The sequence below is a fragment of the Hydrogenophaga electricum genome (genome assembly GCF_030160815.1).
Lineage (GTDB): Bacteria > Pseudomonadota > Gammaproteobacteria > Burkholderiales > Burkholderiaceae_C > Hydrogenophaga > Hydrogenophaga electricum.
Genome location: NZ_BSPB01000003.1, coordinates 72,614 through 88,424 on the forward strand (window position 1 = coordinate 72,614; position 15,811 = coordinate 88,424).

A 15,811-nucleotide genomic window follows, 5' to 3' on the forward strand; every position below is an offset into this window, starting at 1 on the left:
AACGCAGTGGAGCACCGGGAGGCGAAAAGAATTTGTGCCGCGAGGAATGCGCCGAACGTAGTGACAAAGCAAGGGAAATTGTTTTCGCTGGACGGTTGCAGCCATGAAGCCCGAGGCGCAGCCGCGCCCCCGCCAGGATTCACAACAACACAAGGACGCCTTGGGCTGAACCACCCCAATCCGAAAGGAGACATGGCCAGCTCGGCATCCCCGCACGACGGTTTCACCGGCACGCCCCCTGACTCGGCAAGGCCATCCCCAACGACCAGCGGGAACATGCCCCTGCCCATGCAGGCGCCCATGCTTGCAGCGCGGTGTGGGGAGCCCCAATGCAAGGCCGGGTGGCATATTCGTGAACCATCCTTCGTGACATACAGGCGACGAACTGCCAGCGTCGCGGACGGCACGCATTCGCACAACCTGCCGCAGCAAGCCCCGGCGTACCGATTGGGCACTGCCCATGCGGCGGGGCGCTGGCCTTGGCCGATCCGGCGCTGCCGGTTCGGCGGTATCAAGGGGCGCCAAGCATCGCGCGGCGGGGATAGTCCGCAGGGCTTTCCCCTGGAGGCAAGCACAGCGCGCAGCGCCGCAGGCGCGAAGGCGTGAGGGATTGAAGCCGAATGGCCGTGACGGCAAAGTCGGCACGGGGCGCAGCCCAATAGCCCGGCGGCGCATCGCGCCGACACGCTGATGCTATGCAGGCTGCATTTCCGGCGCCTTGGATCGTGTCGATAGCGCGATGGCGAAAATGATGAGCGCAGCGCCCAGCAACATGCGCACCGACGGTTGCTCCGAGAAGAGCCACCACGCGCAGGCGATGGCGTAGACGGGTTCGAGGGCGATGATCATGCCCACGCTGCGCGCACTCAAACCTCCCAGGCTCTTGACGAAGAGGTAATGCGACAAGCCGGTGCAGACGATGCCGAGCAGGGTCAGGTGAACCCAGTCTGTTGTCCCCAGCGCAGGAACCCCGCCGATGGCAAAGGGCAGCAGCACAGCCGCCACCACAATGTTCTGCCAGAAGGCCACCTGGATCGGATCCAGTCCCGCACCGGCCCGCCGGTTTGTCATTGCCAGCATGGCGAATGACAAACCGGAGACCAGCCCCCAAACGAGTCCGATGGTGCCGTTGTCGCCGAAGTCGAACGACGGCACCACGAGAATTAGGCCGGCTGTCACCAAAACCAGCAACAGGGCTTCACTGACCCCGATGCGTTCCCGAAACACCAGCGCATCCAGCATCGCAATGAACGCCGGGAAGCTGGCGAAGCCCAGCGTGGCGACGGCGACGCCGCCAACTTTCACGGCGATGAAGAATGTGACCCAATGGGACGTCAGCAACAAACCCGTGAAGACAAAGATGCGGACCTTGCGCCAAGTTAGTTGATGCACCAGTGGGCGCTTTTGTGCGAAGGCGAAGATGGCGAGCGCGAAAGTGGCAAACGCCGCACGCCCACAGGTAATCACACTCGGCGGTGCCTTGATGAGTGCCCCAAAGATTCCGGTGAGTCCAAAAAGTAACGCTGCTATGTGCGCAGCAGCCAGCGCGCTGCGATGGGTCGTCAAGTGGTATCCAATGTTGAAAGCTGAAGCCAACGGATGTCAGGCCATGACCGCGTGGACGGTTCACGGAGGGCCTGAACCGCCCCCAGTTTTACGAGGGCTGATTGGCTGAGTGGTCGATACGACCTTCTGCGCAAGATTGTGACAGCAGTTAACCTTGTATTCGGCAAACACCTGGTGCCTGAGTGTCAGTGAAGTCGGTTGCGTGGCAGTTGGGGCTGTTTGGCGTTGACACCGGGCACGGCCACTGCCGTGCCCGAATTTTTGAAGTTCACCGCGCCCAGGGCGAAACGGCCTGGGCGCGGTGCTAGCGATGGTTATTCCTTCGTCTCGATGATCCACCACACAGCACGCGCCAAGGCGCGGCCCGTGATGGGATGAATGTCGGTAAGGTCGGCGCGGGCCGTCCAGCCCGAGGGTGGGCGGTAGCCGCGCACGTCGCCATCGCCGTGCCAGCGGCGGGCGCGCACGGTGCCGGGCGCATAGACCGCCGCCATGCGCGGGCAGCGGGTGGTGGTACGGGTCATGGGCGGGTTCTCCGTAAAGCAAAGCGCCCGGATGGTTCCGGGCGCTTTGCTGCAGTGCGGGTCAAGCGGCCAATACCTCGGCGGGTTCATCCGCCACGGTGGCGGCTCCCTCCGCGCCGTCCTGCTCCGCATCCTGCGGGCCTTCCTCGGGCGCGTGCTCCTGCGCCTGCGCCTTGAAGATGGCAGGCATCCAGCCCTTGCCATTCACCAGCCGCTCGGCCTCGCTGGCAATGTCGGACTTCTTGAGCTTCGCCAACCGGTGCACGCTCTCGGGTGCGAACTCGCCCACGGCTTGCAGAACCGCCGCCTTTGGAACGTGCTTGAAGTAGCCTTCCGCAGTCGGCTGCCACCATGCGGCCATGTCGAGGCCCACGGCCTGCGCCAGTTCCGCGCCCGGCTGGTGCGCAGTGGCACGCGGCGTCACCACGTCTACCGTCGATGCCACGCACACGGCCAGCAGCTTGACCAGTTCGCCTTGCTCCATCGCCAGCAGCGCGGCGAACAGTGCGGCGCTGTCCTGCGGCAAGGCAACACCTGTCACCTGTTGCAGTTCACGCAGGGCCACGGCGGCGGGCGATTCCGGCCAGTCCGGGGCCATACCTTCCAGCCGGTCCTGCACTGTGAGGCGCACGCCCAGCGGCAGATCGTGGCCGTAGTAGCGGCGCTGCAAGACGGTCTGCACCATGCCATGCACCAGTGCGGCCAAGGCGACTTGCGGATGCCGGGCGACTTCGATTTGCAGCGCGGCGGTGCGATGGGCGCTCAAGCGTTGCGCCAGCCGGTCGGACATGGCTGCGGCCTTGAGCGTGTCGTCGGCATCTTCGCCTTCGTCGTCGTTCGCGGTATCCGCGCCGTTGAACCCTTGGCGCAGCTTCTCCAGCGTCCGCAACGCCTTGGCTTCGGCTTCGCGCAGCAGCCCGCGATGAATCACGGCCTGCCCGTTGCGGTCGATGGTGACGATGGCACCGGCCGCGGCCTTCACGGTCGGGCCGTAGTCCTGCAAACCATCTTCCAGCGCCTGCAACTGCTCGCCCAAGGCTTCGCCTTCCTCCTGCAAGGCATCGACCTTGTCTTCGTCCTCAGCGTCCATCGCGGCATCCACGGCTTCACCGATGGCCCGCATCTTCTCTTGCAGCTTCTCGATGCGCTGCGCCTCGCGCCTGTTCGGCTCGCGCCGCTCCCTCGGGGCACGCTGGAAGGCTTGCAGATCGGCATGCGTGGCGGCGGGCGCGGCATCCACCCAAGCCCAGCCCTCGGCCTTCACCTCGGCGGCGATGCACGCCAGCTTGTCTTGCGCCAACCGCTCCAGCAGTGCGGCATCGGTCAGGTACACGCCCGCATCGTCTTCCGCGAACAGGTCACGCCGGATGCCACCGTCTGCGGCTTCATAGGCGTCCAGCCCCACGAACCGCACCAGCGGATGCCGGTAGGCGTCGATTTCGCGCTCGGTCAGGCGCTCGCGCAAGGCGGACGGGCTGCGCTGCCAAGTGGGCGCTTCATAGAAAGCCGCGTCTTGCAATGCATGATCGTCGGTCACGGCCAGCGCCATGAGTTGATCGAGCGTGACAGCATCGGCCCGGTAGTCCGCCATCAGTCGGGGTGAGACGTTCGCCAGCTTCAAACGGCGCTGCACCACCAGCGGTGTGACAGAGAAATCCGCTGCAATGTCCTCGATGGGTCGGCCTTCGGCCACCAGCGCCGCGAAGGCTTCAAACTGGTCTGCCGGGTGCATGGCTTCGCGCTGCACGTTCTCGGTCAGGCTGGCGGTGCGGGCCGTGCCATCGGCCACGCGCAGGCAAGGCACGTTCCAATCCTTGGCGATGCGGTGTTTCTTCGCCAGCAGCTTGAGGGCAGCAAGGCGTCGGCCACCGGCCACGACTTCGTAATGCTCACCATCAGCGGCGGGAATGACGATCAGGTTTTGCAGCAGGCCCACGCGCTGAATGCTCGCGGCCAGTTCAGGGATGGACATGCGCGGGACGGTTTTGCGCACGTTGCGGCCCGTGGGGCGCAGCACCAGCCGCGACAGCGGCACCAGAATCATGTGCTTGCTCGGGTCGGCGGCTTGCAGCACGTTGGCGCTGCTGGCTGCGGTGTTGACGGCGCAGGCTTCGGTTTGCGTAGTGGCATTCATGATGAAACTCCAATCGAGTGAAACAAGGGAATGGAGGGGAACCGCCCCTCCGGCGGGGAAAACGTCAGAGGGGGTCAGGCTTTGAGCTGGCGCATGCCATCGGCCAGCAGCCACAGGGCGCGGTTCAGGCGAATGTCGGAATCGATGCCCTGCACGGGGCGGGTTTGCTGACGGCGTCCGTTGGCGTTGCGGCCATGCAATCCGCCCTTCGTGAGGTTTTCTTGGGTGCGGTTAAAGACCGACCACAAATCCGGGCGGCGATCCTCGAAGCGGCGCGGCATCAGGATTTGCGACTCGGTGACAGGTGCAGGCTTGCCCGGGTCGTCGTACTTCAACGCCAGCGCAGCGCGAGCGAACACTTCGGATTCGCCATCGTCCAAGGTGATGCCGCGCATCAGGTCGCGCGATTCCTTCACGCGGTCAAAGCCGCTCAGTACCTGATAGGCTCCCTCGATGACTTGGCCCGCCACGTCGCCTTTGTGGGGCACGCGCACATCGGCAAAGGTGTCGCCGCACACCAGCCCATTGGCACAGATAAATCTGAATTGCCCGGCGAGCATCTGATAGCTGCTGGTGCCATCGTGCGAGTTCAAGAGGACGATTTCATTGGCCTCCGCGCCGTTGATCTGACTGGCGTGGCGAAGGCGCAGTAGGTGCTTGGTGAAATCGCGGCGGTCATCGCGGCGCACGCAGGTCTGGCACACCATGAAGGGTTGGAATCCCTCCTTCCGCAACTCGGTCAACACCGTGGCTGTGGGGATGTAGCTGTACCGTTCGGAACGGCTTTGGTGCGGGGCATCCGCGAAGATGGACGGGGCCACCCTGCGAATCTGGTCATCGGACAGCGGGTAGTCGCTGCGCAGTGCGGGGGAATGGTTTGCGAAACGGGATGCGAGCATGTCTTTCTCCTGACTTGGCTGTTGAAGAAACACCGGATTCCTAGATTCGGAGCCCAGCCTTGCGGCTGTTCGGTGCGGTTGGCACGAGGAACCCGGCTGGCCCTGTTGCCACCGTCTTTCCTGAGTTCATCGCCCGCGACGAAAGGGAGCCCGTGGACGGGGGCCGTCAAGGAGACAAGCGCCAGGTTGGTGCGGCCCGCAGCGCAGCGAGGACACGGCCTGGCGCGCCTTGACGGCACCAGGCCGCGGGCTACAGTCGCGGACAAGGTGATGAAGTCAGGGAAGACGGCTGGACAAGGCAACGGCCCTTCCATACGCCGACCGCACGGCAAGCGAAGCGCGCAGGCCCGAAGCTGGAAGCCGGGCCGGAGGCGTCAGCCGCGCGGAGCGCGGGAACGATGGAAGCCCGTCAGGGGCGAAACGCCGTAGGCGGTTCGATGCGCTACGCGCACGACAGCGCGCCCGGCCATCTCCCAGAAGGCCGGGGACGCCCATATGATTTCAGCCAAATCCCAGTGGACCGCTACTGTTCACGGCATCGGCACAATGGTGCTTGCCATGGACATACGAGAACTACAGGACGATGAACTGGTTGCCCAGGCCCGTGACTGGCGACAACGGGCATTGCGCGGCGAGAAAGACGCCCGCGGCTTCGCGCACGAACTGGAGCGCGAGGTGCGCCGGCGCTTCCCCCGGAACGATGCGCCCCATGCACTGCCTCCGATGAACCTGCTCGGTGCCGTGCCGCACACACCCCAGCGGCGCTGGAAGCCCTGGTAATCACCGGATCAAACAGCAGCTCGCCCGCAGGCCCGCCACCATGGCCCATCGGGGCCGATCCCGAAAGCCCCCTCAGATAGTGCCCATTCCGGCTGGCACGAACTGCGCGGCATCCCTATCGTGAAGCCTCCACCTTCAGGAGAACGACGATGCCGAATCACATGGAACCGGGAGCCCCAACGCCCGAAACGCCACCGCGAGGCATCTTTCTGCCGACCTTGGTCTGGAGCACCGACCGGAAGACGGTCGGCGACGAGATGCAACGGCTACTCGGGCGGCGCGCACAGCTCAATGCTCTGCTGTCCGTCTCCGAGGAAACGGACGATGGCACCACCTGGTACGCGATGGCCCAGGCCACGCTGTACCAGTTGGATTGCGATATCGAACATCTCTTCGCGTGGCTGGGCGACTACGAACCCAACACACCCATGCCCGGCGTGCCATCAGAATGGCCCGCATGACGGGAGCGATCCGGCACCAGCCGGTTCGCTGCACGAGAGGGGCGCCAAGCCTGCGCGGCGGGGATAGCCCGCAGGGCTTTCCCCTGGAGGCGAGCGAAGCGCGCAGCGCCCCGCCAGGGGCGCGAAGGCATCAGGCCGAGTTGTCAGGACGCAGGCTGGATTCCGCAACCGGCATCCACGGCGAAGACGAGTCCAGCAGGTAGCGCGCACCGCGCACGTACATCCCCGAAAGCCCCGTAGGCCGGTAGAACCCGGTGACGCGGAGCCGGAACTGCGCGCCGAACTCATTGGTGAAGATCACCGCATCGCCAATCGCAAAGCGCAGCGGCTGGCCGTTCTCCGGCGCGAACGGCTTGAGCGCATCGTGCTGCGCCGTGATTTCGAGAATGTAGTCGTGATGGCTGCTCATGGCCATGATCTCCTGAAATGATTGAGAAAGCACAAGGAGCGCCTTGCGGCGCCCCAGGGCCAGGTCAGACAACGATCCGCCCGGCCAGCCGCGCATCGCGCGCATAGGCGCTCAAGCGCTTCTCGGCCCGGAAATACAGGTCGCGTTCAATGGGCAGGCCCAAGCGCCCGCGCAAACTCGCCAATTCGGCCAAGCTGACCCAGCCGATTTCCGGCATCCCCAGGCCCAGGTCGCAAAGACCGTGAGCGTGGTCATGGTCGTCGGGGTCAATCTCCGTCAGCAGCCAGGTCGCGCCGGCATCGGGCGTGAACAGCTTGACCACAGGGGCCGGATCGAAGTCCGGGTTTTCCAAGGTTTCGCGGCCGTTGGCCAGCAGCAGCGCACGCTGCTCGTCGGTGATGAATGCGTTGTTCATGCTGAACTCCTGCAAGGTTGCCGGGCGGAATTGCCCAGCCCCTCCGGGTCACGGCGCAGCGCAAGCAGTCAAGGGTCCACGACGGCCGCAGGCCGCAAGCGCCCACGGCGCGCCGCCCTTGCACGGCGAGCACGCCGTGGCACGATGGGAGAACAGCAAGCCGCCACACCCGGCACCCAGCCACACCCGGTGTCGGCAAGCGCAGCAAAAAGAGGCTGAGCCCCCGGGGTTCAAAGCAGGCCACGCTCCGCAAATGACAGGATCGCCGGCCCGGCCACGATCAGGTGGTCGATGACCCGTACATCCACCAGCGCCAGAGCGTTCTTCAACGTCTGGGTCAGCAGTTCATCTGCACGCGAAGGCTCGGCCACGCCCGAGGGGTGGTTGTGCACCAGGATCAGAGCTGCCGAATTACGCGCCAGGCACTCCTTGACGATCTCGCGCGGATACACCGAGGTCTGGCTCACCGTGCCGCGGAACATCTCCACGTACTCGATGACCCGATGCTGTGCGTCCAGGTGGATCACCGCGAACACCTCGTGCTCCAGCGTCCCGAGCTTGATTCGCAAAAAATCGCGTACCACCTGCGGAGAAGACAGCGCTTCGCTGCCGCGCAACTGACCCGCCAGCACCCGCAGCGCTGCCTGCAGCACCTCGTTGGGCTCGGCCGCACGATAGCTGCCAGCGACGTCACGCACCAGCAGGGAGGAATCGAAAGAAAAAGATAGCAGCGACATGATCGGCTCCGGTTCGGAATCGGGCGGGATTGCCCGGAACCGTCGCCAGCACGGCGCAGCGCAAGCAGTCAGGGGTCGAAGACGGCCGTGAGGCCGCAAGCCTGCGAGCAGGCGCCGCCCTTGACGGCGAGCACGCCGTGGTACGGTGAAGGGAACAGCAAGCCGCCCCCAGCACCCCGCCTCCCGGTATTGCGGCAAGCGCAGCGCGCAGGCCCAGCGCAGAGGGTCGGGCCGGAGGCGTCAGGGATCAAAGCCGGATGGCCGCGATTCGGCACGAAGCGCGGGGCGCAGCCCGCGAGCCCGACGGCGGAACGCCGGGACGCACAAATGCCTGCAATCGCAGTTCCATCTTGTGCGACGAGAAGCTGCCCTCAAATATTGGGCTTCACCCTCAAAAGAGCCCACGGAAAGACAAGCATGATCGAGCTTGGAGAAGCATTTCTGCATCCCCTGCACCGGCACGTTATCAACATCACCTACCGCGACCATCGGCCCGATGCAGTGGAAGCCAACGGAGGAACGCCGCCGATGTATCACTTCAGCGCCTTCGTGGCCCAGATCGACAATGACTGGATCGCCGTCACTGCCGGTCATGTGTTCGGTGATCTGAAAAAAGCGATTGCGCGCGGAGCCATGCCGAGAGACTGGGCGATTGACGATTCGACCGTCAACCCCAAGCCTCACCCCGGCACCGACATGAAGGTGCTCTACAACATCGCCTTCGATCCAGACAAGGACGTCATCTACTTTGACGACGATGTGAAGGGCATGGACTATGCCGCCTTCAAGCTGAGTCCTTTGGCCGTCGAAGCGATGCAAAGAGAAGGCATTCGGCCCATTCCCGAAGCAATCTGGAATCAAACCGATCTGGAAGATTTTCCCTACTGGCTCCTGGTGGGAACCCCCTCAGAATTCGTGGAGAGCGCCAACGGACGAGCGTTGGCGAAACGGCATGCCACCCTTCATGTGGTGCAGCGCAGCGGCCCCGCGCCAGGCTTTGATCCGACGCCCTACCAACGGCTCTATGCGGAGGTCGATTTCGACTCAACGGACCACGATGGACCATTCAATCTGGTGGGCATGAGCGGCGGTCCGATCTTCGGCATCAAGCCGTCCTTCGAGAAAATCGAGGACTACCGGCTGATTGGCGTCCAAAGCGCCCAGCAGTGGGAGCGGGTGAAGCCCACAGGCAACGTGATTGCCTTTTGCGCCGCCCAGCCCTTCATCAAGGCTCTCAAGCAGGCTTGGCTGAACAGGCAAGTCTGAGCGGTCAACCCTGCAGTCTGGCCCGCGCCTCGCGCTTGCCGATTTTCAGCACAGCCTGAATGCGCTCTACTTGCGCCGCACGCGGCGTGACCTTGCCGCTCTCCCACCGGCTCACCGAAAGCATGGAAGCCTCCAGCAAGGCCGCCATGGCTTGCTGCGAGATGCCCAGTTGTTCGCGCTTCGCCGCCAGCACCTGCGCATCGAACTTGAAGCGGCGCCCGCGACGTGCCGGCGCATCGGTGTCCTCGGGCGCCGATGCTTTGCCTGCGCCATCCTGGCGGGCCACTGCCTTGAGCACGGCCTTCAACTGAGAGGTCAATACCTTGACATCCCGTTTGAGCGCCGCGATCTCGGAACGCTGGGCGGTCACGGTCTTGCGCAGGCCCCCAACGTCCGCCTTGATTTCCTTGCGCGCCATGCGCAAGACCTCGGCCCGGAATGCATCAGAAAAGGCAGTCATCGTTCACCCTGTGCGATGGATGGTGCGAAGCGGCGGTTGCCCCAAGGGCAATCGCCGCGAGGGTGAGCAGCTTACTTGCCGGCCTTCTCGGCCTTGCGCTTCGCGGCCTTGGGGTCCACTACGGCCTTGAACTTCGCGCCCGGCACGAACTTCGGCACCGTGGACGCGGGGATTTTCAGCGCCGCGCCCGTGGCGGGATTCTTGCCGGTACGCGCAGCACGCTTGGCAGACTTGAATGTGCCGAAGCCCACCAACTGCACCGCATCGCCCTTCTTTACCGCGGTCTGCACGGTTTCGATCAGTGTGTCGAGCACGGCATTGGCGGCAGCTTTCGACAGGTCGTTCTTTGCAGCCAGGATTTCAACGAGTTCGGCACGATGCATGGCGGTGATTCAGAGTGATAGGTGATCTGCAATTTATACCTGATGCCACGATTCCTGAAGAAATTGAATCTGTAGCAACAGCCACCGATTGCATCGCCACGCCCATCTACGCCACTCTATGCCTGTGCGGGTTTCATTCGCATTGCCATCTACGGAAAATTCCCCCATGCCGGTTCGGCAACCTCTGCCGCGGCGGCCGTATCGGGAGAACTCCATGAGCAACGCCAGTCGATGGGTACTGATCAAGCGTTTGGCCGAGATCACCGGCTACAGCGAGAACGCCGTGCGCCACAAGATCAAGGGCGGCGTGTGGATCGAGGGGCGCATCTGGCGCAAGGCCCCCGACGGACGCATCTTCGTGAATCTTGGCGAGTTCGAGCGATGGGTTGAAAGCGACGCCCTCGTCAAAGCCTTCTAGCCCCTTCGGGGAGCAAAGGCAGCACGAAAGGCAATTGGAACTTCATACACTCAATGAGTGTATAATGCGAGTCGTTAGCACCTCCCGACCGCGCCTGCGGCTCAGGCTTTCGCTATCGGCGCCATGAACGACCCGAAACCTCACAACCCTACGCCCGACGCCATCCGCAAAGCCCGCCTTGCCGTGGGATTCACGCAAACGGAGGCCGCGCACATCGTGCGGGCCTCGATGCGTGGATGGCAGCAATGGGAGGCCGGCGATCGAGCCATGCCACCTGGGTTGTTCGAGCTGTTCATGCTCAAGACCGGCCAGTGGCCACTCGATGGCGTAGCGGAGAAATCAACGGTGAGGTAAGACAGATGGCGAAGACAGCGGCAACCAATACGGGGTATCCCGGCGTCGAAGTACGCGGGAGCTCGATTCGCGTCTTCTTCATGTTCAAACGCGCCCGCCATACCCACACGCTTCGGCTCGAGCCGACCCGCAACAACATCAAGCACGCCGTCCAGTTGCGCAGCGCCGCCATGTTCGCGCTGAGGAGCGGCAGCTACAACGAGTCCGAGTTCTTCCCGCACTCGCGCTCTGCCGCAACCATGGCTCCCGGCAAGCGCGTCGGCGAGCTGTGCGACCGCTACAAGCCCCTCAAGGCCGTGGACATCACGCCGGAAACCCAATCGCGCTACGAAGTCGCGCTCGACATCTGCGTGGACACGCTCGGCCGCAGCCGCATGGTGGATTCCCTGCTGCCCGAGGACATCCAGAAGCTGCGCGTGGATCTGATCGCCACGCGCGCCGTCTCCACGGTGAACCACTATCTGGCGACCTTCTCCGGCTTCCTCTACTGGTGCGAGAACAACAAATACTGCAGCGAACTCGGCAAGCACTGCGTGCGCTTCACCAAGAGCATCAAAGACCCGGACCCGCTGACTTACGAGGAATACCTGTTGCTCATCGAGACGGGTTGCCTGCACCCGATCGACAAGGCCGCCGTGACGGTGGCCGTCTATGCCGGACTGCGGCCGGGCGAACTGTGCGCCCTGGCCGTCGAGGACATAGCGCCGGACTTCAGCAAGATCACCGTGCGCCGCTCGATCACGCAATCGGTGACGTTCAAGGTGCCCAAGACGAAGAAGGAGCGCACCGTGCTGTTGCAGCCGCCGGCACGCGATGCCCTGAAGGTGCTGGTCGCCGAAGCGGAGAAACGCGAGGCGGCCGACCTGACCGTTTGGCTGAGCCGCCACGAGTCGCGCACCGACCACGTGCGCGTGCTGCTGTCGCCCAAGACGCAGGCGCGCAAGGCGGTCGTCAACGACTACTTCGTGCCGAGCGCCTGGAACACCAAATGGGCCAACCTGGTTCGGCGCGCCGAAATCCGTGCGCGCCCGGCCTACCAGACCCGGCACACCTACGCCTGCTGGAACCTCACGGCGCGGGGCAACCTGGCCTTCATCGCCAACCAGATGGGGCACAAGGACTACTCCATGCTCGTGACGGTCTACGGTCGATGGATAGACACGGAGTCCTCCAAGGAGCTTGAGCGCATCTGGGAGGGCATGCAAAACATGGCTCAAATTACACCGAAATTACACCAAGAACTGGCGGAGTGATTCCTAAGTTATTGATTTTAATGACAAAAATAGACTTCTCCGCGCATACCCCCATGATGCAGCAGTACCTCGCCATCAAGGCGTCGTACCCGCACACCCTGGTGTTCTACCGCATGGGTGACTTCTACGAGATGTTCTTCGCCGACGCCGAAAAGGCGGCGCGGCTGCTGGACATCACGCTCACGCAGCGCGGCCAGTCTGCCGGCGAGCCCGTCATCATGGCTGGCGTGCCCTTCCATTCGGTGGAAAGCTACCTGGCCCGGCTGATCAAACTGGGCGAGTCGGTGGCCATCTGCGAGCAGGTGGGCGACGTCGCCACGGCCAAGGGACCGGTGGAGCGCAAGGTGGTGCGCGTGGTCACGCCCGGCACCCTGACCGACACCGAATTGCTGTCCGAAAAGGCCGAAGCGGTGCTGCTGGCCGTGCATCCCGGCGCGCGCACCGGCCTGGGCCTGGCCTGGCTTTCGGTCACGCAGGGCATCGTCTTCCTCGCGCAGTGCGACAGCGACGACCTGCCCGACTGGCTCTCGCGGATCAACCCCGGCGAAGTGCTCTACAGCGCCGAAGTGACGCCCACGTTCGAAAAACGCCTGCAGGCCCTGGCGGCACAGCCGCTGACCAGTGGCCAACGCACCGTGGCCGTGGTGCGACCGGCCTGGGCCTTCGATGCCGGGCTGGGCGAACGCAAGCTGCTCGAACAGTTGCAGGCCGCCAGCCTGGCCGCCTGGGACGCGCAGGACCTGCGCGACGCCCACGCTGCGGCGGCCGCCCTGCTCGCCTACGCCGAACACACGCAGGGCCAGGCGCTCACGCACGTGCGCAGCCTGCAGGTGGCGCGCAGTGGCGACCTGATCGACCTGCCGTTCAACACGCGCCGCAATCTGGAGCTCACCCACACCCTGCGCGGCGAAACCCAGCCCACCCTGCTGTCGCTGCTGGACACCTGCCACACCGGCATGGGCAGCCGCACCCTGCGCCAGTGGCTGCTGGAGCCCCAGCGCGAGCGCACCCAGGCCCGCGAACGGCTGGCCGCCATCGGGCGGTTGCGCGACGGCCTGTTCCAGCGCCTGCGCAGCGCGCTCAAAGGCGCCAGCGATGTGGAACGCATCACCGCCCGCACCGCACTGCGCCAGGTGCGCCCGCGCGAGCTGGTCGGCCTGACCCAGACCCTGGCCCGTGCGCAGGCCCTGTCGCAGTCGCTGGCCAGCGCCCTCGGCCCCGAAGCCCCCGCCTTGCTAGCCCGCACCGCCGCCGATCTGATGCCACCGGCCGGCTGCGCCGAACTGCTGACCCAGGCCATCCAGCCCGAACCGGCGGCGCTGGTGCGCGATGGCGGCGTGATCGCCGACGGCTTCGATACCGAACTCGACGAGCTGCGCGCCATCCAGACCAACTGCGACGGTTTCCTCATCGACCTGGAGACCCGCGAACGCGCGCGCACCGGCATCGCCAACCTGCGCGTGCAATACAACAAGGTACACGGCTTCTACATCGAGGTCACCCAGGGCCAGATCGACAAGGTGCCCGACGACTACCGCCGCCGCCAGACGCTGAAAAACGCCGAGCGCTTCATCACCCCCGAACTCAAGGCCTTCGAGGACAAGGCCCTGAGCGCGCAGGAGCGGGCGCTGGCACGCGAAAAGTGGCTCTATGAACACCTGCTGGACCAGTTGCAGGCCTTCATCGACCCGCTGACCCGCCTGGCGCGCGCCATGGCCGCGCTGGACGCGCTGTGTGCGCTCACCGAGCGCTCGCTCACGCTGAACTGGAGCGAACCGGCCTTCACGCCCGAGCCCTGCATCGAAATCCGCGGCGGCCGCCACCCGGTGGTGGAAGCGCGCCTGAACGAGACCTCGGGCGGCAGCTTCATCGCCAACGACACCGTGCTCGGCCCCAGGGCGCGCATGCAGGTCATCACCGGCCCCAACATGGGCGGCAAGAGCACCTACATGCGCCAGGTGGCGGTGATCGTACTGCTGGCCGGCATGGGCAGCTACGTGCCGGCGCAGAGCTGCCGGCTGGGCCCTATCGACGCCATCCACACCCGCATCGGTGCCGCCGACGACCTGGCCAACGCGCAATCCACCTTCATGGTCGAGATGACCGAGGCGGCGCAGATCCTGAACGCGGTCACACCGAAGGAAGCGCCGGGCCGCCCCAAGCTTACGGCCCCCCCTCGGGGGGAGGACGGGGCACAGCCCCGTCCAGGGGGCGCCTATTCGCTGGTGCTGATGGACGAGATCGGCCGCGGCACCTCGACCTTCGACGGCCTCGCGCTGGCCGGGGGCATCGCCGCCCACCTGCATGACAAGGCGCGCTGCTTCACGCTGTTCGCCACCCATTACTTCGAGCTGACCGAATTCCCCGCCAGCCACCACGGTGCCGTCAACGTGCACGTGAGCGCGGCCGAAGGCGGTGGCAAGGCCGGCATCGTCTTCCTGCACCAGATCGAACCCGGGCCCGCCAGCCGCAGCTACGGCATCCAGGTCGCCCGCCTGGCCGGCGTGCCGGCGGCCGTGGTGCAGCATGCGCGCCATGCGCTGGCGGCCCTGGAATCGCACAGCGAAAGCAGCCGCTCGCAGGTGGACCTGTTCGCGCCGCCGCCAGCCGCCCCCGAAGCCGAAACCCCGCCGGTGGTGGCCGCACTGGCCGCCATCGACCCGGACGCCCTGTCGCCCCGCGAAGCGCTGGAGCAGCTCTACACCCTCAAAAAAATCGCTGGAAACCCATGACCTACTGTGTTGCCGTCAAGCTCAAGGCCGGCCTGGTCTTTCTCTCCGACTCCCGCACCAATGCGGGGCTGGACCAGATCAGCACCTTCCGCAAGATGATCGTCTACGAGAAGCCGGGTGACCGCTTCATGTGCCTGCTCTCGGCTGGCAACCTCTCCATCTCGCAGTCGGTGCGCGAGATCCTGCAGATCGAGCAGTTGCCGCCCGATGAAGAAGGCGGCGAGCCGATCACCATCTGGAACGCCCGCAGCATGTTCGACGCCGCACGGGTGCTGGGCGCCGCCGTGCGCCACGTGTTCGAACGCGACGGCGAGGCGCTCAAGAACGCCGGTGTGGACTTCAACGTGTCCATGATCTTTGGTGGCCAGATCGGCAGCGAAGGCATGCGCCTGTTCCAGGTCTATTCGGCCGGTAACTTCATCGAGGCCACGCCCGAAACGCCGTTCTTCCAGATCGGTGAATCCAAATACGGCAAGCCGGTGCTGGACCGCGTGATCACCCCCGACACGCCACTGGACGAAGCCGCCAAGTGCGTGCTGGTGTCGATGGACAGCACCCTCAAGTCCAACCTGTCGGTGGGCCTGCCGCTGGACCTCGTGGTCTATGAGGCCGACCGCCTGCAAAGCGACAAGATCACCTGCATCGACGAAAACAACCCGTATTTCCTGATGGTGCGCCGGGTCTGGGGCGAGAAGCTGCGCGAGGTGTTCGACGGTATCGAACATCCCACCTGGGACGGCAGTCACACCGAAGTGCCATTGCGCTGCGAAGGCGCGCGCGCACTGCCGCTGCGCAAGATCAGCAGCCCGAAGGAAAAGCTGATCTGAAAGATGTGGGCCTCCACGCTCAGCCGCTGCGCGGGTCGCTGCCCCCCCGAGGGGGTGCGAATCCCGCTTGGGAACGGCCCGGCGCGGGATTCTGGCCCCCATGCGCCACTGCTGCGCGGGTCGCTGCCCCCCGAGGGGGTGCGAATCCCGCTTGGGAACGGCCCGGCGCGGGATTCTGGCCCCCATGCGCCAC

Annotated in this window: 17 protein-coding genes; 8 read left to right on the top strand and 9 right to left on the bottom strand. The window is 65.0% G+C overall.

What is annotated here, in order from left to right; translation table 11 throughout:
* Nucleotides 1-693 precede the first annotated feature (693 nt).
* From QQK43_RS02890 to QQK43_RS02905, 4 genes are all read right to left on the bottom strand, one after another.
* Nucleotides 694-1,566: a DMT family transporter gene (locus tag QQK43_RS02890; RefSeq protein ID WP_284306608.1), complete on the bottom strand. Its 873-nt coding sequence runs from the start codon at nucleotides 1,564-1,566 to the stop codon at nucleotides 694-696.
* A gap of 314 nt (nucleotides 1,567-1,880) precedes the next feature.
* The gene (locus QQK43_RS02895) at nucleotides 1,881-2,090 is read right to left on the bottom strand and encodes a hypothetical protein (RefSeq protein ID WP_284306609.1); all 210 of its coding nucleotides are present in this window, start codon (nucleotides 2,088-2,090) and stop codon (nucleotides 1,881-1,883) included.
* 61 nt (nucleotides 2,091-2,151) lie between these two features.
* Complete coding sequence (locus QQK43_RS02900; RefSeq protein ID WP_284306610.1) at nucleotides 2,152-4,224, bottom strand: ParB/RepB/Spo0J family partition protein; 2,073 nt, start codon at nucleotides 4,222-4,224, stop codon at nucleotides 2,152-2,154.
* A 74-nt stretch (nucleotides 4,225-4,298) separates the two neighbouring features.
* A complete protein-coding gene (locus tag QQK43_RS02905; RefSeq protein WP_284306611.1) occupies nucleotides 4,299-5,123 on the bottom strand; it encodes a DUF932 domain-containing protein in 825 nt (274 codons plus the stop codon).
* A 558-nt stretch (nucleotides 5,124-5,681) separates the two neighbouring features.
* Between QQK43_RS02905 and QQK43_RS02910 the strand changes: the two genes are divergently transcribed.
* Complete coding sequence (locus QQK43_RS02910; protein WP_284306612.1) at nucleotides 5,682-5,903, top strand: hypothetical protein; 222 nt, start codon at nucleotides 5,682-5,684, stop codon at nucleotides 5,901-5,903.
* A gap of 149 nt (nucleotides 5,904-6,052) precedes the next feature.
* Nucleotides 6,053-6,364 carry a hypothetical protein gene (locus QQK43_RS02915; RefSeq protein ID WP_284306613.1) on the top strand — a complete coding sequence of 104 codons (312 nt, stop codon included), beginning with the start codon at nucleotides 6,053-6,055 and terminating at the stop codon, nucleotides 6,362-6,364.
* A gap of 130 nt (nucleotides 6,365-6,494) precedes the next feature.
* Here QQK43_RS02915 and QQK43_RS02920 read toward each other — a convergent pair whose 3' ends face one another.
* From QQK43_RS02920 to radC, 3 genes are all read right to left on the bottom strand, one after another.
* Complete coding sequence (locus tag QQK43_RS02920) at nucleotides 6,495-6,878, bottom strand: hypothetical protein (protein ID WP_440589171.1); 384 nt, start codon at nucleotides 6,876-6,878, stop codon at nucleotides 6,495-6,497.
* On the bottom strand, nucleotides 6,838-7,188 hold the full coding sequence (locus QQK43_RS02925) for a DUF2958 domain-containing protein (protein ID WP_284306614.1): 351 nt from the start codon (nucleotides 7,186-7,188) through the stop codon (nucleotides 6,838-6,840). Before QQK43_RS02925 ends, QQK43_RS02920 begins: the two co-directional genes overlap by 41 nt.
* A 230-nt stretch (nucleotides 7,189-7,418) precedes the next feature.
* Nucleotides 7,419-7,925 (bottom strand): RadC family protein, encoded by a 507-nt coding sequence (gene radC / locus QQK43_RS02930; protein ID WP_284306615.1) that lies wholly within the window; start codon nucleotides 7,923-7,925, stop codon nucleotides 7,419-7,421.
* A gap of 417 nt (nucleotides 7,926-8,342) precedes the next feature.
* Here radC and QQK43_RS02935 point away from each other — a divergent pair, with 417 nt between their 5' ends.
* Nucleotides 8,343-9,191 (top strand): hypothetical protein, encoded by an 849-nt coding sequence (locus QQK43_RS02935; protein WP_284306616.1) that lies wholly within the window; start codon nucleotides 8,343-8,345, stop codon nucleotides 9,189-9,191.
* Nucleotides 9,192-9,195: 4 nt separating this feature from the next.
* Here QQK43_RS02935 and QQK43_RS02940 read toward each other — a convergent pair whose 3' ends face one another.
* Both QQK43_RS02940 and QQK43_RS02945 read right to left on the bottom strand, forming a co-directional pair.
* Nucleotides 9,196-9,651: a helix-turn-helix domain-containing protein gene (locus QQK43_RS02940; RefSeq protein ID WP_284306617.1), complete on the bottom strand. Its 456-nt coding sequence runs from the start codon at nucleotides 9,649-9,651 to the stop codon at nucleotides 9,196-9,198.
* Nucleotides 9,652-9,722: 71 nt separating this feature from the next.
* Entirely contained in the window at nucleotides 9,723-10,034 is a 312-nt protein-coding gene (locus tag QQK43_RS02945; RefSeq protein WP_284306618.1) for an HU family DNA-binding protein, read from the bottom strand.
* A 214-nt stretch (nucleotides 10,035-10,248) separates the two neighbouring features.
* On the opposite strand from QQK43_RS02945, the gene xisR reads away from it, so the two are divergent.
* The 5 genes from xisR (at nucleotide 10,249) to QQK43_RS02970 (ending at nucleotide 15,618) form a co-directional block, all read left to right on the top strand.
* The gene (gene xisR, locus QQK43_RS02950; protein ID WP_284306619.1) at nucleotides 10,249-10,452 is read left to right on the top strand and encodes an excisionase family protein; all 204 of its coding nucleotides are present in this window, start codon (nucleotides 10,249-10,251) and stop codon (nucleotides 10,450-10,452) included.
* A 123-nt stretch (nucleotides 10,453-10,575) separates the two neighbouring features.
* Nucleotides 10,576-10,806 (top strand): helix-turn-helix transcriptional regulator, encoded by a 231-nt coding sequence (locus tag QQK43_RS02955; RefSeq protein WP_059401377.1) that lies wholly within the window; start codon nucleotides 10,576-10,578, stop codon nucleotides 10,804-10,806.
* 5 nt (nucleotides 10,807-10,811) lie between these two features.
* Nucleotides 10,812-12,059 (top strand): tyrosine-type recombinase/integrase, encoded by a 1,248-nt coding sequence (locus tag QQK43_RS02960; protein WP_284306620.1) that lies wholly within the window; start codon nucleotides 10,812-10,814, stop codon nucleotides 12,057-12,059.
* A gap of 53 nt (nucleotides 12,060-12,112) precedes the next feature.
* The gene (gene mutS, locus QQK43_RS02965) at nucleotides 12,113-14,791 is read left to right on the top strand and encodes a DNA mismatch repair protein MutS (RefSeq protein WP_284306621.1); all 2,679 of its coding nucleotides are present in this window, start codon (nucleotides 12,113-12,115) and stop codon (nucleotides 14,789-14,791) included.
* Complete coding sequence (locus tag QQK43_RS02970) at nucleotides 14,788-15,618, top strand: proteasome-type protease (RefSeq protein WP_234265066.1); 831 nt, start codon at nucleotides 14,788-14,790, stop codon at nucleotides 15,616-15,618. Before mutS ends, QQK43_RS02970 begins: the two co-directional genes overlap by 4 nt.
* Nucleotides 15,619-15,811 lie beyond the last annotated feature (193 nt).